The organism is Azospirillum sp. B510, from assembly GCF_000010725.1.
Classification (GTDB): Bacteria; Pseudomonadota; Alphaproteobacteria; order Azospirillales; family Azospirillaceae; genus Azospirillum; species Azospirillum lipoferum_B.
Genome location: NC_013855.1, coordinates 358,958 through 383,699, shown reverse-complemented (window position 1 = coordinate 383,699; position 24,742 = coordinate 358,958). Strand labels below are relative to the sequence as shown.

Genomic DNA, 24,742 nt, shown 5'->3' with positions numbered 1-24,742 from the left:
CCAACCGCAGGAGAGGAAGAGATGCGCACCAAATTGGCCCTTCTGGTCGCGACCGCCCTGACGATCACGGTTCCGGCCTTCACCGCCGGCACCGCCCAGGCGCAGTCCGTCCCCGCCGGCTACGACCCCGCCTATGCCAAGATCATCGAGGCGGCGAACCAGGAAGGCGCGCTCAGCATCTATTCCGCCACCGACGCGGCCGCCGTGTCGGAACTCCTGAAGGGGTTCGAGGCGCTCTATCCCAAGATCAAGCTGGAATACGCCGACCAGAACTCCACCGAGATGTACAACCGCTTCATCAGCGAGGCGGCGGCCAACACCGGCACCACCGACCTGATGTGGTCGTCGGCGATGGACCTGCAGATGAAGCTGGTCAATGACGGCTATGCCCAGTCCTACGGCTCGCCGGAATCGAAGAACATCCCGGACTGGGCCAACTGGAAGAACGAGGCGTTCGGCACCACCGCCGAGCCGATCGTCTTCGCCTACAACAAGCGCGTGGTCCCCGCCGCCGACGTGCCGAAGACCCATGCCGACCTCGCCAAGCTGCTTGCTGAGAAGCCGGACGCCTACAAGGGCAAGGTCACCTCCTATGATCCGGAGCGCAGCGGCGTCGGGTTCCTCTACATCACCCAGGATGTCCAGGCGAACAAGAACACCTGGGATCTGGTGAAGGCGATGGGCCAGACCGGGGTGAAGCTCTACACCTCGTCGGGCGCGATGATCGAGCGGCTGACCTCGGGCGAGCACACCATCGGCTACAACATGATCGGCTCCTACGTCTATGAGCGCCAGCACAAGGATCCGGAGTCGCTGGGCATCGTGCTGCCGTCCGACTACACCATCGTGATGTCGCGCATCGCCTTCATCCCGAAGGGCGCCAAGCATCCGAACGCCGCCAAGCTGTTCCTCGATTATCTGCTGTCCAAGCCGGGCCAGCAGGCGATGCAGGCGCGCTACATGGGGTCGATCCGCACCGATCTGGCGAGCGCCAACCCGACCGCAGGCACGCCCGACGGCACGCTGCGCCCGATCCATGTCGGCCCGGAGCTGCTGACCTATCTCGATCAGGTCAAGCGCCTGAAGTTCCTGAAGGATTGGCAGAAGGCCCTGCAAGGGAAGTGATAGCCGTCCACCTCCCTCTCCCGCCCCGGGAGAGGGAAGGGTGAGGGGTGAGGCACGAAGCCGTGCGGTTCGGGATCCTTGGAATCCCCCTCACCCTCCCCACGCCAATGGCGTGGGGCCCCCTCCCTCTCCCGGGACGGGAGAGGGCCTTTAGCGCCGAAGCCGCCGAATCAAGGAATCCCCCCATGAACCGCGCGACGCGCATCGCGGTGATCGTCGCCATGGCGATCGCCGTGCTGGCCCCGATCGGCCTGGTCGTCTACCAGAGCTTCCTCGACGGGCCGTTCTTCCAGCCCAAGATCTCCTTCACCCTCGACGCCTACGAGTTCGTGCTGGACGACGAGGATTTCTTCGACGCCCTCTACAACTCGGCCGTCATCGCCTTCGGCATGACCGCCATCGCCGTGCCGGTCGGCGCGCTGCTGGCCTTCCTGATGACCCGCACCGACCTGCCGGGCCGCCGCTGGATCGAACCGGTGATCCTGGTGCCGATGTTCGTATCGTCGGTGGTGCTGGCCTTCGGCTTCGTCGTCAGCCTTGGCCCGGCGGGCTTCGTCACCCTGTGGTTCAAGGGCGTCTTCGGTTTCGTCCCCTGGTATCTCTATTCCAAGACAACGCTGATCGTGATCGCCGGCCTGACCCACGTCCCGCACGTCTTCCTCTACACCTCGTCCGCCCTGCGCAGCCTGGGCTCCGACGTGGAGGAGGCGGCAAGGATGACCGGCGCCGGCCCGTTGCGCACGGCGCTGACCGTCAGCCTGCCGATGGTGATGCCGAACATCCTCTATGCCGCGGTGTTGGTCTTCTTCCTGGGCTTCGAGCTGTTCGGCCTGCCGCTGGTGCTGGGCGACCCCGAAGGCATCCTGGTGCTGGCGACCTACCTCTACAAGCTGACCAACAAGCTGGGCACGCCGTCTTACCAGCTGATGGCGGTGGTCGTGGTGGCGATCATCTGCATCGCCCTGCCGCTGGTGGCATTGCAGCGCTTCCTGCTGCGCACCGCCAACCGCTATGTCTCGGTCAAGGGCAAGGCGGCGGCGCAGAAGCCGGTCTCCATCGGGGTCTGGCGCTGGCCGGCGGCGGCGCTGATCACCGCCTGGCTGCTGTTCACCGTGGTGGTGCCGCTGAGCGGCCTCGTGCTGCGCGCCTTCGTGTCGAGCTGGGGCGAGGGCGTCAACCTGCTGGACGTGCTGACGCTCGCCCATTTCCGCGAGCTGATGGAATTCCCCAACCTGACCCGCGGCATCGTCAACACGCTGCTGATCGCCTCGGTCGGCGGGGCGCTGTCGGTCGGCGTCTACACCATGCTGAACCTCGCCGCCCACCGCTGGCAGACCGGCTGGACCCGGCTGATGGATTATCTGGTCCTGCTGCCGCGCGCCATGCCGGGCCTCGTCGCCGGTCTGGCGATCTTCTGGGTATTCCTGTTCACGCCCTTCCTGTCGCCGCTGCGCCAGACCATGATCGCCATCTGGGTCGCCTACACGCTGGTCTGGCTCGCCTACGGCATGCGTCTGGTCAGCGGCGCCCTGCTCCAGATCGGTCCCGAGCTGGAGGAGGCCGGCCGCATCGTCGGCGCCAGCCCCGGCCGCGTCTCCCGCGACCTGACGATCCCGCTGATCAAGGTCGGGCTGGTCTCCAGCTGGCTGCTGATCTTCGTCACCTTCATGCGCGAATATTCCACCGGCGTCTATCTGCTCGCCCCCGGCACCGAGGTGATCGGCTCGCTGCTGGTCTCGCTGTGGGGAACCGGCGCCGTCGATCTCGTCACCGCGCTGTCAACCGTCAATATCGCGATGATCGGCGGCGGCCTGCTGCTGATGTCGCTCTTCGGGAAACGCTCCCATGGCTAAGCTCATCATCGACGACCTGCACCTGTCCTACGGCAGCAACGAGATCCTGAAGGGCATCACCGCCACCTTCGCCCAGGGCGAGATCGTCGCCCTGCTCGGCCGGTCGGGCAGCGGCAAGACCACGCTGCTGCGCTCCATCGCCGGGCTGGAGGAGCCGAAGAAGGGCGTCATCTCCATCGGCGACCAGCCGGTCTTCGACGCCGCCGCCGGCCTGAACGTGCCGTCGGAAAAGCGCGGGCTTGGGCTGGTCTTCCAGTCCTACGCGCTGTGGCCGCACAAGACGGTGTTCGAGAATGTCGCCTACGGCCTGCGGCTGCGCAACGTGGCCAAGGCCGACCTCCAGCAGCGCGTCGCCGCGGTGCTGGACGGCGTCGGGCTCGGCCATCTCGGCGAGCGCTATCCGCACCAGATGTCGGGCGGCCAGCAGCAGCGCGTGGCGCTGGCCCGCGCGCTGGTCTACAACCCGCCGGTCATCCTGCTGGACGAGCCGCTGTCGAACCTCGACGCCAAGCTGCGGGAGGAGGCGCGAATCTGGATCCGCACGCTGATCAAGCGGATGAACCTGACCGCCGTCTTCGTAACCCATGACCAGATCGAGGCGATGGCGATCGCCGACCGCATCGTCCTGCTCGACGGCGGCCGCATCGTCCAGGCCGGCACCCCCGAACAGCTCTACACCGAGCCGGTCAGCCTGTTCGCCTCGGAATTCATGGGCGTCAACAACCTGATGAGGAGCCGCGTCCAGGACAAGCGCGGCGGCTACGCCCGCATCGAGCTGTCCGGCCACGCGCTGTGGGGCAAGGATCGCGGCGGCAAGGGCGTGTCGGAGGAGGCGACCGGCGTCATCCGCCTGGAACAGGTCGAGATGGTGGACGGCCCCGGCGACGGTGACGGCGACAACCGCGTCCCGGCCCAGTTGGAGACCTCGGTCTATCTCGGCAGCCAATGGGAGCATGTGTTCCGCTGCGGCGACCAGACCCTGCGCGCCTTCGGCCGCCCCCTGGCGGCGGGCACCCACTGGCTGCGTCTGCCGCCGGAACAGCTCTGGGTGTTCTGACGGGCCATCCCCTTTCCGGGGTCGGGGAATGCGGTTCCTGTTTCGGGGCCGTCGGCGTACAGCCGGCGGCCCTTGCCGTATCCAGGAGACACAGGACGCGAGCCGTTGACAGCGCCGGAGCACGGCTCTAGCTCTCGAACCTCGTGACACCCGAAAGCATCCTGAAAGCCCAAGCATGACCGTCGAGCTTGTCATTTGCGAGACCTGCCGCCGTCCGGAAGACCCGCCCGAGGCCATCCGACCGGGGGCGGAGCTGGTGGCGCTGATGGAACGGGCGCTGGCCGATGCCCCCGATCTGGCGGCACAGGTTCGGCTGCGGCCGATGCGCTGCCTGATGAGCTGCCGCCGTGCTTGCGCCGTCGCCGTGCGCGCGGCGACCCGCATGAGCTATGTGCTGGGCGACATGGCGCCGGACGAGGTGACGGTCGAGACGCTGACCGCCTACCTGCGCGCCTACGCGGCCACTGCCGACGGGATCGTTCCGTTCAAGCAATGGCCGCAGGGTGTCAAGGGTCGTTTCGTTTCCCGATTGCCGCCGCTGGAGGAATGAAGGGAGGGCCTCAGCCCTCCGATATCTCCGGATTGAGTTGGATCAGCACCTTGTCGATGCGGCGACCGTCCATGTCGACCACCTCGAAGCGGATGCCGTTCCAATGGAAATGTTCGGCCGCGGTCGGTACGTGGCCGAACTGATCAAGCAGGAAGCCGGCGATGGTGTGGAAATCGCCTTCCCCCTTCAGGTTCTTCATCCCGACCAGCGCCTCGACCTCCTCGACCGGAGTCATGCCGTCGACCAGCCAGCTGCCGTCCTCGCGCTGGACCGCGCCGGCCTCGCCCTCATGGCTGCTGTCGGGCAGTTCGCCGGCGATCGCCTCCAGGATGTCGGTCATGGTGACCAACCCCTCGACGCTGCCATATTCGTCCACCACGATGGCCATATGGACGCTGGCCTGCTTGAACAGGTCGAGCAGGCGGAAGACCGGCGTGCCGTCATGGACGACCAGCGGCTGGACCATCGCCGCCCGCACGTCGAAGGCCACCCCCTTCAGCGCCTGATCGAGCAGAGCCTTGGCGGCGACAACGCCCTGCAACTCGTCCACATCGCCGCGGCAGACCGGAAAGCGGGAATAGCCGCTCTCGCAGATCTCGCGGCCGACCGCCTCGGGGCTGTCGTCGATGTCAAGCCAGATCAGATCGGGGCGCGGCGTCATGATCGACCGTACGGTGCGGTCGGACAGATGCATCACCCCTTCGATCATCTGGCGTTCGGCCGGCTCGAAGACGCCGCTCTGGGTGCCTTCGGCGATCAGGGTCTTGACCTCCTCCTCCGTCACCGTCTGCTCGCGCGAGGTCGGCAGGCGCAGCAGCTTCAGCACCGCGTCGCTCGACACGCCGAGGACCCAGACCACCGGCGCCGACAGGCGCGACACCGTGCGCATCGGGGCGGCGACCAGCGAGGCGATCCGCTCCGAGGAGATCAGGGCGACGCGCTTTGGCACCAATTCGCCGACGATCAGCGAGAAATAGGTGATGGCGGCGACCACCAGGGCGAAGGCGACGGTGTGGCCGTAGGGGGCGATCCACGCGACCTGTTCATCCAGCACGATGCCCAGCCGTTCGGCGAGCGTCGAGCCGCCATAGGCGCCGGCGATGATGCCGGTCAGGCTGATGCCGACCTGCACGGTGGACAGGAAGCGGCTCGGATCCTCCGACAGCTCCAGCGCCGCGCGGGCGCCGGCGCCGCCCTTTTCCTCGGCCATCTGCTGAAGCCGGGCGCGGCGCGCCGACACCAGCGCCATCTCCGACATCGCGAAGAAGGCGTTGAGCAGGATCAGCAGGACGATGACCAAAAGTTCCCAGATCATGGCTTTGTGCCCGAAGGGCGCTCCCTCAACCGATCAATTGTTGCGCCACGGCGATCGCCGCCTGCCCGAGACCGAGCAGGACGGCGGCGACGATGGCGATGGCCAGAAGGCCGGCGACGAGGCCGGCCGACACGAAGACGCCGTCGGATTCCATCAGCCCCAGCGCGATCAGCGCGATGGCGAGTGCCGGGGGCTGGTTTCCGAAGACGATGGGTAGCGCGAGGATGCCGGCGAGGATCACCACCGCCAGCCCCAGCAGCCGTTCGGCGGTGGGACCGGCCAGCGCCGGCAGGCGGGGGCGCAGACGCCGCTCCACCCGCTCGGCCCAGGGCTTGGCCCGGCGGATCACACCAAGGAAGGCCTTGCGGTCGAAACTGGCCGCCAACATGCGACGGGGAAGCCAGGGGCTGTGCCGCCCCGCCGCCATCTGGGCGCCGAGCAGGATCATCGGCACGCCGGTGGCGGTCGACAGGCCGGGGACCGGCAGCACATTGGGAATCGACAGGATCAGCAGCAGGGCGCCGAAGGCGCGGTCGCCCAAAGCGTCCATGATCTCGCCGAGCGAGATGCGAGATGGATCGCTTGCAAGAGGGCCAGCGGAATCAGGCCCGGTGCCACGCGTCAGGAAGTCGTCCAGCAGGTCGGAAACGCGGTCGCAGGACCGTTCCGCACCGGACGGGCGTGCGTCGTTCGACCTGGAGGACGACCCGGGAGGTCGATCTTTGCTCACGGCTCTCCCCGATGCCGGAAACGGGATCGGAGCGGGCCGGGCGAAGGATGGCAGGAACCCATGGACCTTTCGCGTCGCGGCATCATCGATCTCCCTTCTACAGCAAGGGAGACGAAAGCGCCAGCGCGGGTTGCGGCACGAAGAGGCGCCGACAGGGGAGGCCCCCTGTCCATCCGGGCTACTGCCGTTTCTGCAGGACGAAGCTCAACCGCTTCATCAGATCGGCTTTCGACACCGGCTTCACCAGATAGCCGGAGATGCCATAGGCGATGGCGCGCTTCACCACATCCGCCTCGCGATGGCCGGTCAGCACCAGCACCGGCAGATCGGCCAGCGGGTTGCCGGTGGCGGTACGCAACGCATGCAGCAGGTCCAGCCCGCTCATGCGCGGCATTTCCAGGTCGCAGATCACCACATCGACCTCCTCGCCGTTCTTGCGCAGGACATCGAGCGCCTGGATGCCGTCGGTGGCCTCGTAAAGCTTGCGCAGACCGATGTCGTGCAACAGCCGGTAGATCAGCTTTCGGGTGAAGTCGTCATCCTCGACGAGAAGCACGCAAAGATCGTGAATCGACCGGATCTGGTGGGTCCGGCCGCTCGCTTCCACCACCATGACGCTCTCCGTTCCGCCAAAGTTCCCCGGCGGCCACCGCCGCAGCCCGCCCGGCACAGTTTTCTGAATGCACCATTGCACAGTCGTTAACAAAATCCCAATACGGCGGGCTGTAGACGAGCGGAAACCGCGATGGGTGAATGGCATTCGGCGCGGCAACGTCCTATGCTTGCAACGGCCTCGCATCATGCACCAAACCGAACCGACCAGGACCGCCGCCTTGACAGCGCCGCCCGCCGCCACCCCGCCGCCCTTCGGCGGTTCGTCCGACGCGGCGATGTTCGCCGCCGTGGTGGAGGCCAGCGGCGCCGGCATCGCCGTCACCGACGCCACCCGTCCCGACCACCCGATCGTCTATTGCAACCGCGCCTTCCTGGAGATGATCGGCTATACGGCGGAGGAGGTGATCGGCCGGGACGGCGGCTTCCTGCATGGCCCCGCCACCGACGCGGAAACGGCGGCGGCGATCCGTGCCGCCCTGGCCGAGGCGCGCCCCCTGTCGGTGGAGGTGGTGAACCACCGCAAGGACGGCAGCGCCTTTTGGAACGCGCTCAGCCTGCGGCCGGTACCGGGTCCGGACGGGCGCGCGCGCTGGATCACGGCAACCTGTGCCGACGTCACCGACAGCCGCCGGTCGCAGGAGGAACTGCGCGCCGCCGAGGAGCAGTTGACCCGGCTGGCGGCCGAGACCTTCGCGCTGGCCGAGAAGCTGGACGGCGCGCGGGAGGAGGCGGAGGACGCCCGCGTCGCGGCGGAGAATGCCAGCCGGGCCAAGTCCCGCTTCCTGGCGATGATGAGCCACGAACTGCGCACGCCGATGACCGCGGTGATCGGCATGGGCGATCTGCTGCTGGGCACCGGGCTGAACGAGCAGCAGATCGCCCTGGTCAAGACGCTGCGGTCGTCGGCGGACACGCTGATGACCATCCTGAACGACGTGCTCGACTTCTCCAAGATCGAGGCGGGACAGCTGACACTGGAGGAGATCGACTTCTCGCTGCCCCGGCTGGTCGAGGATGTGGTGCAGCTGTTCCTGGTGCGGGCGGCGGCCAAGGGGCTGAGCCTGTCGGCCTCCATCGCCGAGAACACGCCGCGCCACATCCGTGGCGACCCGACGCGGCTGCGGCAGGTGCTGTACAATCTGGTGTCCAACGCCATCAAGTTCACCGACCGCGGCGCCATCGAAATCGCTGTGTGGTCGCCCGACCCGCCGGCCTCCCCCCTGTCCGCGTCGCCGATGACCCTGCGCTTCGAGGTTCAGGACGACGGCATCGGCATGACGGCGGACCAGCGCGCCCGCCTGTTCGACGCCTTCGTCCAGGCCGACGCCTCGACCAGCCGCAAATATGGCGGCACCGGCCTGGGGCTGTCGATCTGCAAGCGGCTGGTCGAGGCGATGGGCGGCGAGATCTCGGTGGCCAGCACGCCGGGCCGCGGCTCCACCTTCCGTTTCTCGATCCGCACCCGCCGGGCGGAGGCGCGGCCGGTGGGCGATCTCGGCGCCCGGCCGGTTCCGGCGGAGATGACGGAAGAGCCGGCGGCGCAGGTGCCGCTGCGCCTTCTTCTGGCCGAGGACAACGACATCAACCGCATGCTGGTCGTCGCCATGATGAGCCGCGCCGGTCACCGGATCGACGCGGTGACCGACGGCCGCGCGGCGCTCGACGCGATCGCCGCCGCCGATTACGACGCGCTGATCCTCGATATGGAGATGCCGGTGCTCGACGGGCGGGCGACCGCGCGGGCGATCCGCCGGATGGATGGACCGGTCGCCCGGATCCCCATCGTCGGGCTGTCCGCCGACGCCATGCCGGAACATCGCGACGGCCACATGGCCGCCGGGCTGGACGCCTATCTGACCAAACCGATCGACTGGGACCAGTTGAACGCCGTGCTGATCGATCTCGCCACCCGGCCCCAGGAGGGGCGCGTGGCGCCGGTGCCCAGCCGCCCGGCGGCCGAGGGCAGCCGTTTCTCCGCCCTGCCGCTGGTCGATCGGGTGAAGCTGGCGGAACTGCGGCTGGCGCTCGGTGGCGAGGCGCTGGACGGCATGCTGGAACTTCTGCCCGAAACGGCCCTGCGCGAACTGACGGCCATCCGGTCCGCACTGCAAGCCGGCAGGCCGCAGGAGTTGAAGCAGGCGGCCCACACGCTGGCGGGACTCGCCGCCAATTTCGGCACGCCGCGGATGGCCGCCATCGCCCGCGCCATCAACGATACCCCGACCGATGCCGAGGCGGTCGCCACCCTGCTGCCCCTGCTGGAGACCACCGTGACCGCCACCAGCAGTCTGGTCCGCGAGACCACCGGAAACGAGGATTGAGGCGCGCATGCCCGATGCGACGCCACCGCCCGACGCGCGGTTGAGCGGCGCCCCCCCGATCTGGTAGAGACATGGGGGCCATGACGAAAGCAACGCCGAAGCGGCGGAGCGGGTCGCCCCGCGTTCCCCATCCCGACCAGTTCGACCTGCTCGACGTGCCCGAGCCGACGGCGGTCATGATCACCTATTCCGGCCGCACGGTGGATCTGGAGCGGCCGGACTTCGGCCCCTTCGACATCGAGGACATCGCCCGCCCGCTGGCCTACCAATGCCGCTTCGTCGGCAACACCCAACGCTTCTTCAGCGTGGCCCAGCATTGCGTCCTGGCCAGCCGGCTGGCGCCTGTGGGCTACGCCTACGACGCCCTGATGCATGATTGCGAGGAGGCCTTCACCGGCGACTGGCCGACGCCATGGAAGGTGCGGATCGGCCGCGATGCAATCCGGCAGGCGGTCGAACCGATCAAACGGGCGCTGGCGGCCCGTTTCGGCTTCCGCCATCCCGAACCCAAGGCGGTCAAGCTGGCCGACCAGCGGGCGCTGGCCACCGAATTGCGCGACCTCTGCGCGCCGCACCGGGTCAACTGGCGCGACCTGCCGGCCCCCGACGCGGCCGCCATCGTGCCGCTCGGCCCGGAGGAGGCCCTGGCCGATTTCCTCGAGCAGTACCGGCGGCTGAAGCCGGTCTGAGGGTGGAACGGATCAGGCGCGGTCGCCCTGCTCCACCCGCCGCCGGCGCCGGCGTGCCGGCGCTCCCTCCGCCGCGCCCCCCCCCTCGGCCTGTTGCTCGGCGCAGCGCTCGGCCAGTTCGCGGATGGCGCCGCGGATGTGAGGGTCGCGGATGCTCTGGAAATAACGCGCCAGCATCAGCGCCTCGCGCGATTGCAGGGTGTTCTCCTGCTCCTCGCCACCGGCCGCCGGCCGCACGCCACCCTCCGCCACCGGCTCACGGTTCTCCAACCCCTCGAAGAAGACCGAGACGGGAACCCGGAAGAACTGGCCCAGCGTGAACAGACGGCTGGAGGACACGCGGTTGAAGCCACGCTCGTATTTCTGCAATTGCTGGAAGGTCAGCCCGAGCGCGGAGGCGACGTCGCTCTGGCTCAGGCCGGCGAGCATCCGCAGTTCCCGCAGGCGCTGGCCGACGAACACATCAACCTCGTTCAGGCCTTCCTTCTTTTCCCGGCCACGCCGCTTCATGTCTTTGGTCCCTTCGATCCTGTGCTGGTCCCGGCAGCCGATTCTTCCCGCCGCCGTCCGGGACGCCGGTCGAGTCCGTCCACCGTTAAGCATCGCCTTCGGCGCGGAAGCTTAGGAACACGTCGCCGGGAAAGACGAATCGGCCGGTTACGGACATGGAATGCAACTCAGCTATGATCGAGTTCTGTCGATGTCAACCGCGGTCGGGTCGAATACCTCTTTTGGACAGTGCGTTTTTCGCTGGAATCGGCCGGTTCGTCATACCATCGCACTCCTTTCGCGCATCGGCCGGTATCATCCTACCCACGGTCGCCGATGCCTGGGCGGCCCCGCCATCGCGGCGAACTCCTGCGGCATCGTGACCCAGGGTTGCAGACCGGAAGCTGACATTATCGTCGCAAGGCTGCAACATTTGCGGGGCGCTAGGCATATTTTGCCGGGCGCCCGGCAAAAATTGCCGCCGATTAACCCTCTCTTCATCAAGACGACGCAGCATGCCACAGCATAGGCATGCCCGGCGCGGAACTTGCACAATCCATCTCGCATTGGCGAAACGGAGCTGTGTGGAGAGTATGCCGGGGAGATATCCGATCGGGGACCGCGCGTGAACAACCTGCTGCAGACCTTGCGCAATCTCGGACCCGCCCGCCTTGCCGCGATCGGCGGCGTCGGGCTGCTGCTGATCGGATTCTTCGTCTATCTGACCACCCGGCTGTCGACACCGGAAATGGAACTGCTCTACGCCGAGCTCCAGCCGACGGAGGCGGCGGCCATCGCCAAGAAGCTGGAGGAGGCCAAGGTTCCCTTCAGCGTCGACAAGAGCGGCACCAAGATCATGGTCCCGGCGGATCAGGTCGGCCCGATGCGCATGCGCATGGCGGCGCAGGGCCTGCCGTCCGGCGGCTCGGTCGGCTACGAGCTGTTCGACAAGGGCGAAGGCTTCGGCGCAACCAGCTTCATGCAGAACATCAACCACCTGCGCGCGCTGGAAGGCGAGATGGCGCGCACGGTGCAGACGCTGAACGGCGTGCAGCAGGCCCGCGTCCATCTGGTTCTGCCCAAGCGCGAGCTGTTCGCCCGCCAGCAGAATCCGGCGACCGCCAGCGTCTTCCTGAAACTCCGCCCCGGCGCCCAGCTGAGCCGCGAGAACATCCAGGCGATCCAGCAGCTGATCGCCGCCTCGGTCCCCAACCTGGACCCCAACCGCATCTCCATCGTCGACGACAAGGGCAAGCTGCTGGCGCGCGGCACCGGCAGCGACACCGCCGAAGCGATGATGGCGAGCGCCGAGGAGAAGAAGCAGGCCTATGAGGGCCGTCTGGCCCGCACCATCGAGGATCTGCTGGGCCGGACCCTCGGCTATGGCAAGGTGCGGGCGGAGGTGTCGGCCGACCTCGACTTCGACCGCATCACCACCCAATCGGAAATCTTCGATCCGGACAGCCAGGTCGTCCGTTCGACCCAGACCGTCAATGAATCGAACGAGAGCAGCGACCGCGACCCGCTGGCCCCGGTCACGGTGGACCAGAATCTGCCGACCGCGCAATCGAGCAGCAGCGCCAGCCCGCTGTCCTCGAACAAGTCGAACCGCGCCGAAGAAACGATCAATTACGAGATCACCAAGACCACCAAGTCGCATGTCCGCGAAAGCGGCCAGGTCCGCCGCCTCTCGGTCGCGGTGCTGGTGGACGGCACCTACCAGCTTTCCAAGGACGCGCCGCCGGCCTATCAGCCGCGCAGCGACCAGGAGATCGAGAGCATCAAGGCGCTGGTGCGCTCGGCCGTCGGGCTGGACGCCGTGCGCGGCGACTCGCTGGAGGTGATCAACATGCGCTTCTGGTCGCCCGAGGACGACATCCAGAAGCCGGACGAGCTGTTCATGGGCATGACCAAGGACGACCTGTTCCGCATCGCGGAGATGGTCGTGCTCGGCATCGTCGCCGTCCTGATCATCCTGCTGGTCATCCGCCCGCTGATCGCCCGCGCCTTCGAGAAGGCCGAGATGCAGGAGGAGGACGAGATGGACCGGCTGCTGACCGATCAGGCCGGCATGCCGGCGGCACTCGCCGCCCCCACCGGCGCGCTGGCCCAGGATCTGGCGCTGGAGGCAGCCCAGGCCGACGAGGAGCTGGAGCAGATGATCGACATCAACCGGGTGGAGGGCCGCGTCCGCGCCTCCTCCCTGCGCAAGGTCGGCGAAATCGTCGACAAGCACCCGGAAGAGGCCGTGTCGATCCTGCGCAACTGGCTGTATCAGGAGAGCTGAGCGATGCCGGCCTCCGTTTCCATACCGCCTGAAGGGGGACCACGGCGATGAGCGTGCGCAAATTCCTCTTCGACGAGTCCTTCGACGTCGATGCCGTCCCCCGCATCACCCATGTGGACCAGGACGAGCTGCTGCCAGAGGACGAGCTGTCGGCTCAGCCGGAACCGGAGCCGGAGCCGCCGCCCGCCCCGACCTTCGGCGAGGAGGAGCTGAACGCCGCCCGCGCCCAGGCCTATGAGGAGGGCATGGCCGCTGGCAAGTCGGAGGGCACCGCCGCCGGCTACGGCAAGGGCTTCACCGACGGCATGGCCGCCGGGCAGAACACCGGTTACGAGCGCGGCAAGACCGAGATCGAGGCGACGGTGAACAACCGCATCGCCAACGCACTCGCCCAGATCGCCGACGGGGTGGCCCGGCTGCTGGCCGAACGCGAGGCCGGCAATGCGGCGCGCGGCGAACAGCCGGTCCATCTGGCGCTGGCCATCGTCCGCAAGCTGCTGCCGGAATGGGCGCGGCGCGGCGGCATGCTGGAGGTGGAGGGAATGGTCCGCACCTGCCTGACCGACCTGACCGACGAGCCGCGGCTGGTCATCCGGGTGGCGGAGGACACGATGGGTCTGGTGCGCGACCATCTGGACGGGACGGTTGGGGCGCGCGGCTTCGGCGCCAAGCTGATGGTGATCGGCGATCCGTCGATCGCCCCCGGCGGCTGCCGCATCGAATGGGCCGAGGGGGGCATGGAGCGGGATACCGCCCAGTTGCTGGCCGAGATCGAACGCCGCGCCGCGCACATGCTGGAGGCTCCGGCCCCCGTCTGAGGGGTGTCCGGAATGAGGGAGGTCCGAGACCGACATGCCGAGCGACAATTTTTCGCTGAACGATCTGCACGGCGGCGACAACGACGAATACACCAGTCCAGGCATCGCCAAGGATCTGGAGGCGGTGTACGACATCCCCGTCCAGATTTCCGCCGTGCTGGGCAAATCGACGATGCAGGTGGCGCAGCTGCTGAAGCTGGGCCGCGGCGCCGTGGTCGAGCTGGACCGCAAGGTCGGCGAGGCCATCGACATCTACGTCAACAACCGCCTGGTCGCCCGCGGCGAGGTGGTGGTGGTGGAGGACCGGCTGGGCATCACCATGACTGAAATCATCAAATCGGACCGGGGCTGATGGCGGTTTCCTCCGACAGCACCGCATCCCGCGCCAAAGCGGCGGCCGGCGGCCCCCGTGCCGCGGCGCAGGCCGAGCCGACGGCCAGCGGCGCCCCCACCGGTGCGAGCGCGCCGGGGCGGAGCGTGCGGCTGCGCGGCGGGCTGGACATGGCGACGCTGGTCGGGCTGGCCGCCGCCGCCGCGGTGATCCTGATCGCCATCACCACCGGAGGTTCGGCCCGCGCCTTCCTCGACCCGCCGTCGCTGCTGATCGTGCTGGGCGGGACGCTGGCGGTCACCACCGCCTCCTTCTCGCTGGGCGACGTCGCCGTCGCCTGGAAGAACGCGGCGGCGGTGCTGGTCCACCAGACGCTGGATCCCAAGGGGGTGGCGCGGCAGGTGCTGCTGCTGGCCGAGGCGGCGCGCCGGGCCGGGCCGGAGACCCTGCGCAACGTCCTGCCGGAGCTGCGCGCCGAGCCCTTCCTGCACCGCAGCGTCACCCTGATCACCGAGGGGCTGCCGCCCGACGCCATCGAGCGGATGCTGACCGGCGAGGTCGAGGCGACGGCCGGCGGCCATGGCAAGAGCGCCGGCGTGCTGCGCCGCGCCTCCGAGGTGGCCCCGGCCATGGGGCTGATCGGCACGCTGGTCGGGCTGGTGCAGATGCTGGGCAGCCTCAGCGACCCGTCGGCCATCGGGCCGGCGATGGCCTTGGCTCTGCTGACGACCTTCTACGGGGCCGTGCTCGGCAACGTCGTCCTCTCCCCGCTCGCCGCCAAGGTCGAGCGGGCGGCGGAGGAGGACGCGCTGGTCAAGACCCTCTATACCATCGGCGCCGTGTCCATCGCGCGCCAGGAGAATCCGCGGCGTCTGGAGATGCTCCTGAACGCCGTCCTGCCGCCTGGAAAGCGGATCCAGTATTTCGACCGGGAAGCCCCGAGAGTGGGAGCGTAAGGCTATGCGTCTGCTGATCGTTGGAACGTTGGAAGGCTACATCACCGCCGCCGGCAAGATCGCCATGAAGCGGGGCGCCAAGGTGTCGCACACCGACAGCATCGAAGGGGCGCTGACCGCGTTGCGCGCCGCCGCCGGTGCCGATCTGGTGATGATCGACGTCAAGCTGGACATCGCCACCTTCATCGACAGCCTGAAGTCGGAGCGGATCACCATCCCGGTGGTCGCCTGCGGCATCGGCACCGATGCGGCCGCCGCCGTCCGCGCCATCCGTGCCGGCGCCAAGGAATATCTGCCGCTGCCGCCCAATGCCGAGCTGATCGCCGCGGTCCTGGAGGCGGTGGCCGAGGAAAGCCATTCCATCGTCTGCAGCGATCCGGCGATGCTGGCGACGCTGCGGCTGGCCGAACAGGTGGCGCCCAGCGACGCCTCCGTCATGATCACCGGCGAAAGCGGCACCGGCAAGGAGCTGATGGCCCGCTTCATCCACCGCAAGAGCCGGCGGTCGGGCGAGCCCTTCGTCGCGGTGAACTGCGCCGCCATCCCGGAAAACCTGCTGGAATCGGAGCTGTTCGGCCATGAGAAGGGCGCCTTCACCGGCGCCGTCGCCCGCCGGCTCGGCAAGTTCGAGGAGGCCAACAACGGCACCCTGCTGCTGGACGAGCTGTCGGAGATGCATCCGCGGCTCCAGGCCAAGCTGTTGCGCGCCATCCAGGAGAAGGAGATCGACCGCATCGGCTCCAGCCAGCCGGTCAGGGTCAATGTCCGCCTGATCGCCACCTCCAACCGCAATCTGGAGGCGGAGGTCCGTTCCGGCAATTTCCGCGAGGATCTGTATTTCCGCCTGAACGTGTTCAGCGTGGCGATCCCCTCCCTGCGCGAACGCCCGGCCGACATCCCGCTGATCGCCGACCATTTCCTGAAGAAATACGCCGAGGCCAACGGGCTGGGCGAGAAGCGCCTGACCGAGGACGCGCTTTTGATGCTGAAGACGCATCACTGGCGCGGCAACGTGCGCGAGCTGGAAAACACCATGCACCGCGCCGTTCTGCTGTCGCGCGGCGAGGAGGTCGGGCCGGAAGCGATCATGCTGACCAGCAAGATGCTGGCGCCGGAAGGCAGCGCCCAGGCCTCCATCCCCAGTGATTCGCCGGTCGCCAACCCCTTCGCCGGTCCCGGCGGCACGGTGCCGGCCGCTGTCGCCCCGCCGCTGATGCCCCCCCCCCAGGGAGGGCTGCCGAGCGGTTACGGACCGCCCAAGGGCGGCAAGCCCGGCCCTTACGGCATGCCGGCCAACGGTGGTGCGGCGGCGGCCGCTGCGGCGGCCTCCGCCAACAACGGCAGCGCCGCCGGCCTCGCCGCGCTGATCGGCCGCACCGTGGCGGATGTCGAGCGCGACCTGATCCTGGAGACGCTGACCCACTGTCTGGGCAACCGCACCCACGCCGCCAACATCCTGGGCATCTCGATCCGCACGCTGCGCAACAAGCTGAAGCAGTACGGCGACGAGGGCCGCGCCGTGCCGGCGCCCGGCAACGAAGAACGGGCGACAGCCTGACGGCGCGTCCATCCGGGCCTGAGCGGCGGGAGCAGACATGGCGCTGACGGAGCAGAACAGCGGCGGGGGAGGTGCCGGCGGTGGCGGCGGTCCCGGCAACATGGCCGCCTTCGGCGAGATGTGGGCGGTCACCAAGGCGTCGTTGAAGCGCGGCGACGTGGCGATGGCCATCGGCATCCTGATCGTCGTGGTCGGGCTGATCATGCCGCTGCCCAGCATCATGCTCGACATGATGCTGGGGCTGAACATCACCGTCTCCATCCTGATCCTGATGGTGGTGCTGTTCATCGAGAAGCCGCTGCAACTGTCCTCCTACCCGACGATCCTGCTGATCACCACCCTGCTGCGCCTGTCGCTGAACATGGCCTCGACGCGCCTGATCCTGACCCAGGGGCATGAGGGCACCTCGGCCGCCGGCCATGTGATCGAGGCCTTCGCCAGCCTGGTGATGGGCGGCGACTTCGTCATCGGCGTGATCATCTACTCCATCCTGACCATCGTGAACTTCAAGGTCATCACCGCCGGTTCGGGCCGCATCGCCGAAGTGGCGGCGCGCTTCACCCTAGACGCCATGCCCGGCAAGCAGATGGCCATCGACGCCGACCTGTCGGCCGGCATGATCGACGAGGGCACCGCGCGGGCGCGCCGCAAGGAGCTGGAGGACGAAAGCGCCTTCTTCGGCTCGATGGACGGCGCGTCGAAATTCGTGAAGGGCGACGCGGTCGCCGGCCTGATGATCATGTTCATCAACATCATCGGCGGCGTCACCATCGCGGTGCTGCGCCACGACATGCCGGTGATGACGGCGCTGGACACCTTCACCAAGCTGACCATCGGCGACGGCCTCGTCTCCCAGATCCCGGCGCTGGTGATCTCGATCTCCGCCGGCTTCCTGGTGTCGAAGGCCGGCATGGGCGGCTCCACCGACAAGGCGGTGGTGGGCCAGCTCACCGGCCACAGCCAGGCGCTGGCGCTCGCCGCCACCGCCATCGGCGTGCTGGCCCTGCTGCCGGGCATGCCGATCCTGACGCTGGCCCCGGTCATCGGCGCCGTTGGCTTCGCCGCATGGTACATGCCGCGCCTGCGCGCGCGGAAGGAGGCGGAAGAGGCCGCGGCGGCGGCGGAGGCCGAGGCGGCCGGCGCCGGACCGGGCGGCGCGCCGGGCGTCGGGCCCGCCCCGGACGAGCCGATCGCCACCGCGCTCGCCATCGATCTGATCCGGCTGGAGCTGGGCTATGGCCTGTTGTCGCTGATCAACCAGCCGCAGGCGGGCAGCCACCGGCTGACCGACCAGATCAAGGGCCTGCGCCGGCAGATCGCCGGCGAGGTCGGTTTCGTCATGCCGGCGGTGCGCATCCAGGACAACCTCCAGCTGCCGCCCAACACCTACATCATCCGCGTGAAGGAGATCGAGGCCGGGCGCGGCGACATCCGCCCCAACATGCTGCTGGTGATGGACCCGCGCGGCGACGCCATGAGCCTGCCCGGCGAACAGACGGTCGAGCCGACCTTCGGCCTGCCCGCCATCTGGATCGAGCCGGGATACCGCGAGGAGGCGCTGTTCAAGGGCTACACCGTGGTCGACCCGTCGACCGTGGTCACCACCCACCTGACCGAGCTGATCAAGGACAACATGCCGGAACTGCTGTCCTTCACCGAGACGCAGAAGCTGCTGGACGAGACCGACAAGGAACACCAGAAGCTGATCGGCGACGTGGTGCCCAGTCAGATCACTGTGGGCGGATTGCAACGGGTGTTGCAGAATCTCCTTGCCGAACGCGTCTCGATCCGGGATCTTCCCACCATATTGGAAGGGGTATCCGAAGCGACCAGCCAGACCCGCAGCATCACCCAGATCACCGAGCATGTGCGCTCCCGCCTTGCCCGGCAGATCTGCGACGCGAACACGAACGAGATGGGCTTCATCCCGCTCGTCACCCTGTCGCCCGAATGGGAACAGGCGTTCGCCGAATCCCTGGTGGGCGACGGGGACGACCGGCAGCTGACGATGGCCCCGTCCCGCCTGCAACAGTTCATCACCTCCGTCCGCCAAACCTTCGAGCGACATGCCATGATGGGCGAGAGTCCCGTTCTGTTGACCAGCCCGCTGATCCGGCCCTTCGTCCGCTCCATCGTCGAGCGGTTCCGGCCGGCGACCGTGGTCATGTCACAGAACGAGATCCATCCGAAGGCCCGCATCAAGACGCTGGGGCAGATCTGATGGCGCGCGCCGTCCCCCTTTCCTTCGCTGACGGAAGGCGCTGCCCATGCGGCTGAAGTCCTTCCACGCCAAGACCATGTCCGACGCCATGCGGATGGTGCGCCAGTCGCTGGGCGACGATGCCATCATCGTCGCGACGCGCGAGGAGGAAGGCGGCGGCGTGCGGGTCACGGCGGCGGTGGAGGAGGACGACCTTCCGCCGGCCCCGGCCAACGGCGGACGCGGGGCGCGCGGCAAGGCGCCGGTGAAGCCGATCGAACCCGAGATCGATGTCGGCGACGTGGTCGCCGACGCCCTGCAACGCCACGGCGTGCCGGCGGCGCTGGCCGAACAGCTGATCGACGCGGCGTCGGGCCTGGACACCGACGATCCGCGGCTGGCGCTCGGCTCGGCGCTCGATTCCTTCTTCACCTTCAATCCGCTGCCCGACGGCCGGTCGCCGGTGAAGCCGCTGGCCCTGGTCGGCCCGCCGGGATCGGGCAAGACGCTGGTCGCGGCCAAGCTGGCGGCGCGGGCCGTCTTCCGGAAATGCTCGGTCGGCGTCATCACCACCGACACGGTGCGGGCCGGCGGCGTCGACCAGTTGGCCGCCTTCACCCGGCTGATGAAGCTGAAGCTGGCGACGGTCGAGGATCCCGACGCGCTGGCCGGCGCCTTCGAGGTGCATCGCCGCACCGACCTCGTCCTTGTCGATACCGCCGGGCGCAACCCATTCGACGCCGACGACATGCAGGATTTGCGGACCATGCTGGCCGCCGGCGAGGTGGAGCCGGTGCTGGTGCTGCCCGCCGGGCTGGACGCGCTGGAGGCCGCCGACATGGCGCTCGCCTTCAAGGCGGTCGGTGTGCGGCGCATGCTGGTCACCCGGCTCGACATGGCCCGCCGTCTGGGCAGCGTCCTGGCGATCGCCGCCCGCGCCCGGCTGTCCTTCTGCGATGCCAGCATCTCCTCCAAGGTGGCCGAGGGCCTGACGGCGCTGAACCCGCTGGCGCTCGCCCGCATGATGATCCCACCCGAGGAGAAGGCGGCGGCGGTGAAGGACGAGGCCCCGCGCCGGACCTCACGGGCCGCCGAGCCCGACGAGGATGAGGATTCCCACGAAGATCGGCAGGAGGACCGGGAACCGGAGCGGAGGCCCAAGCGCGGTCCCCAGTTCGGACCGGGATTCGGCCGGGGTCAGGACCATCCGGACGATGATCCGGAGAATGAACAGGACATGGCGCCGACACCCCCACCACAGCGCCGGGCCGCCGCGAAGCCGGCGAAGCCCGCGACCCAGAAATCCGCAACCAAGGCAAAAGCCGCCAGTTCCCCCTCGTCGAGGACCCTGCCATGACCGATCCGGTGTTCCCGGCCGCCCTCAAGAACGTTCGCCCGTTGCGCGGCGCCAACGTCATCGCCGTGGCCAGCGGAAAGGGCGGCGTCGGCAAGACGTGGTTCTCGATCACGCTCAGCCACGCCCTGACCAAGGCGGGCATGAACACCCTGCTGTTCGACGGTGACCTCGGCCTCGCCAACGTCGACATCCAGCTGGGATTCTCGCCCAAGAATGATTTGGGCGCCGTCATCAACGGCGAGGTGACGCTGGCCAAGGCGGCGCAGCGCTTCCCCGACACCGGTTTCGACATCATCGCCGGCCGCTCGGGATCCGGCACCCTGGCCCAGCTGCCGAGCCAACGGCTGTCCGGCCTGCGCAACGATCTGCTGGAGCTGGCCAAGAGCTATGACCGGGTGGTGATGGACATGGGCGCCGGCGTCGACCGCACGGTGCGCACCCTGTCCGGCCCGGCCGGCACCACGCTGGTGGTGACGACGGACGAGCCGACCTCGCTGACCGACGCCTACGCCTTCATCAAGCTGACCCACGCCACCAACCCGTCCGCCGACCTCAGGATCGTGGTCAACATGGCGCAGAGCGTGAAGGACGGCGAGCGCACCTATGGCACCATCCTGAAGGCCTGCCAGAATTTCCTGAAATACAAGCCGGCGCTGGCCGGCATCATCCGCCGTGACCTGAAGGTGCGGGACGCCATCCGCAACCAGACCCCGCTGCTGACCCGCTCGCCCGCCAGCGACGCGGCGCGCGACGTCGAGGCGATCGTGCAGCGGTTGCTCGCCAGCGCCAAGTAACGGGCGGCCATGGGCGGGGCGATCCCACCGTCGGTCACGCCGGTTGCCGCCACCGCCGCGGCGACGCCCGCCGCGCCCGCCCCCGTCACGGCGGAGGCCACGGTCGTCCAGCTTCCCGAGCGACTGCCGGAGGTGACCCGCCCGGTGGTGCTGACCGGCACCGTCGCCGGCCAGACGCCGGAGGGGCTGACCCGCGTGCGCACGGCGGCGGGCGAACTGCTGCTGGACAGCGCGGCCGATCTGCCGCCGGACAGGCCGGTCACCGTGCAGTTGACGCCGAGCTCCTCCTCCCCGGCGGCAACCCCCACGGGAACGCCAACCACGGGCAAGCCGACGGCGCTGATCCTGCTGCAATCGCTGACAGGCCCGGCGACGCCCGCCACCGGCGCGACGGCCCCCGGTCCAAGCCCGGCTGCGGGGAGCGGTGCCGCGCCGGCCGTGCTGCTGCCTACCCCCGGTCCGGCGACGGTCATCCCAAACCTGCCGCCGCTGCTGCCGGGCACCGTCGTGCCGGCGCTGGTGCTGGCCAGCGGATCGTCGGGCGCCAAGCCGCTGCCGATGGCCGGACCACCACCGCAGGATACATCCGCAACGCCGGCCGTCACCGTGCCGACTGGAAACGCGCCTGAGGGAACGGCCCCCGCCAAACCGGACGCTCCGACTGGCGGAGCATCGGCCCAACCCCCTCCGGGGGCGCCGGCCTCCGCGGCTCCGCCGTCCTCCCCGGCCATGGCCGGCGGCAGCGCCACCTTCGGCACGCCGGTCGAACTGGGCGGCGACGCCGCCCATCCCGGCGCCGAAAGCCCCGTCTCTCCTGGCCCGCCCCCTTCAAACCAACCCTCCGCGGGCCCGTCCGCCGGCGGCGTCGACCCCGCCGAACCACCGGAGCTGCCGCGCGGCGCCACAGTGGCGCTGAAAATCCTGACCGTCACCCCGCCGCCGCAACAGCCACGCCCTCCCGGCGATCCGGAGGCCGGCGGGCGGAATGGGCAGGCCGGGAGCCAGTCCGGCCAGCAACCCGGCGGACAGGCGACAGCCCAGCCGGATGACCTGCCGCCCGACACCCCCGTCCTGCGCGGGACGGTGGCCGGCAGCACGCCGCAGGGCCAGCCGATCCTGGCGACGAAGCAGGGCATGCTGGCGCTGACCGTGCCGGCCAGCCTGCCGCAGGGGGCGACGGTGACGGCGGCGCTGACCGACCTCGCCCGTGCCACCCAGGCGGCGGCCCCCGCCCTGCCCGGTCCGCCGGGACCGCTGGACGGGCGTGACTGGCCGGCGATGCGCCAGCTGATGGCGACGCTGGCGGCGGCCGATCCGGCGCTCGCCAGATCGATGCTGGCGACGATGCCGCAACCGAACCGCAAGCTGACGGCGGCGCTGGGTTTCTTCATCGCGGCGATGCGCGGCGGTGACGCCCAGGGCTGGCTGGGCGACGACGCCACCTCCGCCCTGGACAAGGCCGGGCGGCGCGACCTGCTGGAGCGGCTGGAGAAGGATTTCGACGGCCTGCGGCGCGAGGCGGCGGAGCCGCTGCCCGGCGACTGGCGCAGCTACACCATCCCGTTGATGGACACCAACGGGCCGAAGCCGATCAAGCTGCATGTCCACCCGCTGAAGGACGATGAGGATGGCGGCAAGGAGCGGTCCAAACCGGGCAGCCGCTTCGTCATCGACCTCGACCTCAGCCGCTTCGGCCCGATGCAGCTGGACGGGCTGGTGCGGCCCAATCATTTCGACCTGATCCTGCGCAGCCACGCCGCCTTGCCGCCGGATCTGCGGGTGGAGCTGATCCAGGTCTTCGCCGACAGCGTCCGCGCCGTCGGCTACACCGGCGGCCTGTCCTTCCAATCGGGCGCGCGGAGCTGGGTGAAGCTGACCCGCGCCGGGCAGGCCGGGCTGGGGGTGTCGGCATGAGGCGGGAGCGGCTGTCCACCCGCGCCTCGCCCGACGCCCGCCATGATTTCCTGGTGGAGCTGCGCGGTGAACCGCTGCCGGAGGTGCGGCTGACCGTGCTGCTGGTGCCCGACCTGCTGGTGCCCGAGCCCGGCGGCTTCGTGGCCTATCTGGCGGAATTCGCCGGCTTCGCCGACGGGCTTGAGGCGCTGGCGGTCGCCATCCTCGACGACCTCAACAACGAACTGGTGCCCCGCTGGGTCGAAGTGGCGGTGGAGAGCGACGCCCCCCTGCCCCACCGCGTGGTGATCGAGGACCGGCAGCCAAGCTGGGACAATCCCAAACTGATGGGGCGGCTGCGTCCGCTGTGAAACGGGTCAGTCATCCTCGTAAAGCCCTTGCGCCGCGGTGCGGTGGCAGGCCTCGCAGTCGCTCTTGGCGCCGACAGCCTCGCGGCTCCAGATCGACGGGGCGAAGTCATGCTTGCGCAGCCACCAGCGCTGCTCGGTGATGCGGATCAGGCCGGCATCGCCACGCCCGGCATTCCGCGTCAGATAGCTGCGGATGGCCGACGCCGTGTCGGCCGGCAGGCCGGCATTCTCGCCAAAATGATCCCGCAAGCCATCCATGATTCGGCCCCAGGACGCCGCCGGCAGCAGGCCGGGCTGGAAGACCATATGGCATTCGCCGCATTCCTTCGCGGTGGCGGCATGGGTTACCGGCGGCACCCGCTCGAACTCGCTGGCCAACGCTGCACCCGACAGCGTGGCCAGGACGGCGATTCCGGCGAACGCATGAGCTCTGGATTTGGAGAACATCGACGTCTCTCTATCGGCTCGACAGGAAGGTGATGAAGTCGCCCTTCTCCCGCGCGGTGCAGGCACGGCCGAGGACGTTGACGCAATCGCGCTCGAACCGCTTTTCGACCTCGGCGGGATCGGTGAAACGCTTGGGATTGGCGGAGACCGCCATCGGCGGGATCTCGCGCCCGGTCTTGTGGTGGCGGCCGGGGTCGGCCGGGTTGCGGGTGTGGCAACTGGCGCAGGCGGGGGTTTCGGCCACCTTGCCGCCGCCATGCGGCCCGAGATAGAGCGCCTGTCCGCGCTCCGCCGAGAAGCCGGTGAAGTCCGGGGCTTTCGCCTGGGCGGCATAGCCGTCGAGGAGGCGGGCACGCTCGGCGTCGCCGGTGGCGGCCAGCGCCACGCCGCCGCCCAGCAGCGCCATGGTGGCGATCAGCAGGCTCTGTTTCATGGGATCATCCGATTGGAAGGCCGATTGGAGAAAGCCGAGCGCCACGCCGTCCAGCGCGAGGCGAAACCTAGCGGCAACCGCTTCAGGCCATGCAGCGCGAAGACCAGGACGATGTGCGCCAGGATGAGGAAGAGGGAGGCTTCGCCGAGTTCCTTGTGCAGATGCTCGACCGGAATGAGGACGTCGGCGACGGCCCCGGTTCCCGCCGCCAGCCCGACACCGGCCAGCAGGGCGGCCGCCATCCAGGCGGTCAGCGGGCTGCGACCGGTCCGGGCCTGCGGATCGCCGGCGAACAGCCGCCCGCCCCAGGCCGCCAGCGCCGCGACGGAGGGCCGGGGCAGGCGCAACGGGCTTCCCGCCGGGGCCGGCAAGCCGGCCGCCCCCCGCAGGACGATGGCGGCAAGCACGGCATAGCCGGAAAAGACATGCATGCCGTAAGTGTCCTCGTCGCCGGTCAGATAGGCGACGATGAAGGCGCCCGACAGGACGGCATGAAAGCCCAGCAGGGTGGCCATCTCGACGGCGCTTGGTTTGCGGGTGGTCATGGCGGGCT

At 68.9% G+C, this 24,742-nt stretch carries 23 protein-coding genes; 16 read left to right on the top strand and 7 right to left on the bottom strand.

Annotated features, from left to right (window positions below):
• The first annotated feature begins 21 nt into the window (after positions 1-21).
• The 4 genes from AZL_RS16995 (at position 22) to AZL_RS16980 (ending at position 4,585) form a co-directional block, all read left to right on the top strand.
• Positions 22-1,125 (top strand): ABC transporter substrate-binding protein, encoded by a 1,104-nt coding sequence (locus AZL_RS16995; RefSeq protein WP_012975731.1) that lies wholly within the window; start codon positions 22-24, stop codon positions 1,123-1,125.
• A 185-nt stretch (positions 1,126-1,310) separates the two neighbouring features.
• Positions 1,311-2,978: an ABC transporter permease gene (locus AZL_RS16990; protein ID WP_012975730.1), complete on the top strand. Its 1,668-nt coding sequence runs from the start codon at positions 1,311-1,313 to the stop codon at positions 2,976-2,978.
• On the top strand, positions 2,971-4,035 hold the full coding sequence (locus AZL_RS16985; RefSeq protein WP_012975729.1) for an ABC transporter ATP-binding protein: 1,065 nt from the start codon (positions 2,971-2,973) through the stop codon (positions 4,033-4,035). The genes AZL_RS16990 and AZL_RS16985 overlap by 8 nt, the downstream gene beginning before the upstream one ends.
• A 175-nt stretch (positions 4,036-4,210) precedes the next feature.
• Positions 4,211-4,585, top strand: coding sequence for a DUF1636 domain-containing protein (locus AZL_RS16980; RefSeq protein WP_012975728.1), 375 nt, complete (start codon positions 4,211-4,213; stop codon positions 4,583-4,585).
• A 10-nt stretch (positions 4,586-4,595) separates the two neighbouring features.
• On the opposite strand, the gene AZL_RS16975 is transcribed toward AZL_RS16980, so the two are convergent.
• From AZL_RS16975 to AZL_RS16965, 3 genes are all read right to left on the bottom strand, one after another.
• Positions 4,596-5,900 (bottom strand): hemolysin family protein, encoded by a 1,305-nt coding sequence (locus AZL_RS16975; protein ID WP_012975727.1) that lies wholly within the window; start codon positions 5,898-5,900, stop codon positions 4,596-4,598.
• A 25-nt stretch (positions 5,901-5,925) separates the two neighbouring features.
• Complete coding sequence (locus AZL_RS16970; RefSeq protein WP_042444523.1) at positions 5,926-6,525, bottom strand: exopolysaccharide biosynthesis protein; 600 nt, start codon at positions 6,523-6,525, stop codon at positions 5,926-5,928.
• A 283-nt stretch (positions 6,526-6,808) separates the two neighbouring features.
• Complete coding sequence (locus AZL_RS16965; RefSeq protein WP_012975725.1) at positions 6,809-7,243, bottom strand: response regulator; 435 nt, start codon at positions 7,241-7,243, stop codon at positions 6,809-6,811.
• 220 nt (positions 7,244-7,463) lie between these two features.
• On the opposite strand from AZL_RS16965, the gene AZL_RS16960 reads away from it, so the two are divergent.
• Both AZL_RS16960 and AZL_RS16955 read left to right on the top strand, forming a co-directional pair.
• Positions 7,464-9,566 (top strand): ATP-binding protein, encoded by a 2,103-nt coding sequence (locus AZL_RS16960; protein WP_042444521.1) that lies wholly within the window; start codon positions 7,464-7,466, stop codon positions 9,564-9,566.
• An 80-nt stretch (positions 9,567-9,646) separates the two neighbouring features.
• The gene (locus tag AZL_RS16955; protein ID WP_063828246.1) at positions 9,647-10,255 is read left to right on the top strand and encodes a hypothetical protein; all 609 of its coding nucleotides are present in this window, start codon (positions 9,647-9,649) and stop codon (positions 10,253-10,255) included.
• A 12-nt stretch (positions 10,256-10,267) separates the two neighbouring features.
• Here AZL_RS16955 and AZL_RS16950 read toward each other — a convergent pair whose 3' ends face one another.
• Positions 10,268-10,765, bottom strand: a complete 498-nt coding sequence (locus tag AZL_RS16950) for a helix-turn-helix domain-containing protein (protein ID WP_042444125.1) — start codon at positions 10,763-10,765, stop codon at positions 10,268-10,270.
• A 604-nt stretch (positions 10,766-11,369) separates the two neighbouring features.
• On the opposite strand from AZL_RS16950, the gene fliF reads away from it, so the two are divergent.
• The 10 genes from fliF to AZL_RS16900 are packed head-to-tail and all read left to right on the top strand — an operon-like array spanning position 11,370 to position 23,309.
• Positions 11,370-13,031, top strand: a complete 1,662-nt coding sequence (gene fliF, locus AZL_RS16945) for a flagellar basal-body MS-ring/collar protein FliF (RefSeq protein WP_012975721.1) — start codon at positions 11,370-11,372, stop codon at positions 13,029-13,031.
• Positions 13,032-13,078: 47 nt separating this feature from the next.
• Complete coding sequence (locus AZL_RS16940) at positions 13,079-13,849, top strand: FliH/SctL family protein (protein ID WP_012975720.1); 771 nt, start codon at positions 13,079-13,081, stop codon at positions 13,847-13,849.
• Between the two features lie 34 nt (positions 13,850-13,883).
• Complete coding sequence (gene fliN, locus AZL_RS16935; RefSeq protein WP_012975719.1) at positions 13,884-14,201, top strand: flagellar motor switch protein FliN; 318 nt, start codon at positions 13,884-13,886, stop codon at positions 14,199-14,201.
• Positions 14,201-15,136 (top strand): motility protein A, encoded by a 936-nt coding sequence (locus AZL_RS16930; protein WP_012975718.1) that lies wholly within the window; start codon positions 14,201-14,203, stop codon positions 15,134-15,136. Before fliN ends, AZL_RS16930 begins: the two co-directional genes overlap by 1 nt.
• A gap of 4 nt (positions 15,137-15,140) precedes the next feature.
• Positions 15,141-16,694 carry a sigma-54-dependent transcriptional regulator gene (locus tag AZL_RS16925; RefSeq protein WP_012975717.1) on the top strand — a complete coding sequence of 518 codons (1,554 nt, stop codon included), beginning with the start codon at positions 15,141-15,143 and terminating at the stop codon, positions 16,692-16,694.
• 37 nt (positions 16,695-16,731) lie between these two features.
• On the top strand, positions 16,732-18,915 hold the full coding sequence (flhA, locus tag AZL_RS16920; RefSeq protein WP_012975716.1) for a flagellar biosynthesis protein FlhA: 2,184 nt from the start codon (positions 16,732-16,734) through the stop codon (positions 18,913-18,915).
• Positions 18,916-18,961: 46 nt separating this feature from the next.
• On the top strand, positions 18,962-20,251 hold the full coding sequence (locus tag AZL_RS16915) for a GTPase (RefSeq protein WP_012975715.1): 1,290 nt from the start codon (positions 18,962-18,964) through the stop codon (positions 20,249-20,251).
• A complete protein-coding gene (locus AZL_RS16910) occupies positions 20,248-21,045 on the top strand; it encodes a MinD/ParA family protein (protein WP_012975714.1) in 798 nt (265 codons plus the stop codon). The genes AZL_RS16915 and AZL_RS16910 overlap by 4 nt, the downstream gene beginning before the upstream one ends.
• Positions 21,046-21,054: 9 nt before the next feature.
• Entirely contained in the window at positions 21,055-22,959 is a 1,905-nt protein-coding gene (locus AZL_RS16905) for a hypothetical protein (RefSeq protein WP_012975713.1), read from the top strand.
• The gene (locus AZL_RS16900) at positions 22,956-23,309 is read left to right on the top strand and encodes a hypothetical protein (protein WP_012975712.1); all 354 of its coding nucleotides are present in this window, start codon (positions 22,956-22,958) and stop codon (positions 23,307-23,309) included. Before AZL_RS16905 ends, AZL_RS16900 begins: the two co-directional genes overlap by 4 nt.
• 6 nt (positions 23,310-23,315) lie before the next feature.
• Here the strand turns inward: AZL_RS16900 and AZL_RS16895 are convergent, their stop codons facing one another.
• The 3 genes from AZL_RS16895 to AZL_RS16885 are packed head-to-tail and all read right to left on the bottom strand — an operon-like array spanning position 23,316 to position 24,734.
• Complete coding sequence (locus AZL_RS16895; protein WP_012975711.1) at positions 23,316-23,756, bottom strand: cytochrome c; 441 nt, start codon at positions 23,754-23,756, stop codon at positions 23,316-23,318.
• 10 nt (positions 23,757-23,766) lie between these two features.
• Entirely contained in the window at positions 23,767-24,189 is a 423-nt protein-coding gene (locus tag AZL_RS16890) for a DUF1924 domain-containing protein (RefSeq protein ID WP_012975710.1), read from the bottom strand.
• Complete coding sequence (locus AZL_RS16885; RefSeq protein WP_012975709.1) at positions 24,186-24,734, bottom strand: hypothetical protein; 549 nt, start codon at positions 24,732-24,734, stop codon at positions 24,186-24,188. Before AZL_RS16885 ends, AZL_RS16890 begins: the two co-directional genes overlap by 4 nt.
• Positions 24,735-24,742: the final 8 nt, after the last annotated feature.

Excerpts from the sequence above, each read along its gene's own strand:
- AZL_RS16910 (WP_012975714.1), top strand. The coding sequence starts at position 20,248 with ATGACCGATCCGGTGTTCCCGGCCGCCCTCAAGAACGTTCGCCCGTTG.
- AZL_RS16950 (WP_042444125.1), bottom strand. The coding sequence starts at position 10,765 with ATGAAGCGGCGTGGCCGGGAAAAGAAGGAAGGCCTGAACGAGGTTGAT.
- AZL_RS16995 (WP_012975731.1), top strand. The coding sequence starts at position 22 with ATGCGCACCAAATTGGCCCTTCTGGTCGCGACCGCCCTGACGATCACG.
- AZL_RS16925 (WP_012975717.1), top strand. The coding sequence starts at position 15,141 with ATGCGTCTGCTGATCGTTGGAACGTTGGAAGGCTACATCACCGCCGCC.
- AZL_RS16965 (WP_012975725.1), bottom strand. The coding sequence starts at position 7,243 with ATGGTGGTGGAAGCGAGCGGCCGGACCCACCAGATCCGGTCGATTCAC.
- AZL_RS16955 (WP_063828246.1), top strand. The coding sequence starts at position 9,647 with ATGACGAAAGCAACGCCGAAGCGGCGGAGCGGGTCGCCCCGCGTTCCC.
- AZL_RS16985 (WP_012975729.1), top strand. The coding sequence starts at position 2,971 with ATGGCTAAGCTCATCATCGACGACCTGCACCTGTCCTACGGCAGCAAC.
- AZL_RS16885 (WP_012975709.1), bottom strand. The coding sequence starts at position 24,734 with ATGACCACCCGCAAACCAAGCGCCGTCGAGATGGCCACCCTGCTGGGC.
- AZL_RS16930 (WP_012975718.1), top strand. The coding sequence starts at position 14,201 with ATGGCGGTTTCCTCCGACAGCACCGCATCCCGCGCCAAAGCGGCGGCC.
- flhA (WP_012975716.1), top strand. The coding sequence starts at position 16,732 with ATGGCGCTGACGGAGCAGAACAGCGGCGGGGGAGGTGCCGGCGGTGGC.
- AZL_RS16915 (WP_012975715.1), top strand. The coding sequence starts at position 18,962 with ATGCGGCTGAAGTCCTTCCACGCCAAGACCATGTCCGACGCCATGCGG.
- fliN (WP_012975719.1), top strand. The coding sequence starts at position 13,884 with ATGCCGAGCGACAATTTTTCGCTGAACGATCTGCACGGCGGCGACAAC.
- AZL_RS16895 (WP_012975711.1), bottom strand. The coding sequence starts at position 23,756 with ATGTTCTCCAAATCCAGAGCTCATGCGTTCGCCGGAATCGCCGTCCTG.
- AZL_RS16890 (WP_012975710.1), bottom strand. The coding sequence starts at position 24,189 with ATGAAACAGAGCCTGCTGATCGCCACCATGGCGCTGCTGGGCGGCGGC.
- AZL_RS16990 (WP_012975730.1), top strand. The coding sequence starts at position 1,311 with ATGAACCGCGCGACGCGCATCGCGGTGATCGTCGCCATGGCGATCGCC.
- AZL_RS16900 (WP_012975712.1), top strand. The coding sequence starts at position 22,956 with ATGAGGCGGGAGCGGCTGTCCACCCGCGCCTCGCCCGACGCCCGCCAT.
- AZL_RS16975 (WP_012975727.1), bottom strand. The coding sequence starts at position 5,900 with ATGATCTGGGAACTTTTGGTCATCGTCCTGCTGATCCTGCTCAACGCC.
- AZL_RS16905 (WP_012975713.1), top strand. The coding sequence starts at position 21,055 with ATGGGCGGGGCGATCCCACCGTCGGTCACGCCGGTTGCCGCCACCGCC.
- AZL_RS16940 (WP_012975720.1), top strand. The coding sequence starts at position 13,079 with ATGAGCGTGCGCAAATTCCTCTTCGACGAGTCCTTCGACGTCGATGCC.
- AZL_RS16980 (WP_012975728.1), top strand. The coding sequence starts at position 4,211 with ATGACCGTCGAGCTTGTCATTTGCGAGACCTGCCGCCGTCCGGAAGAC.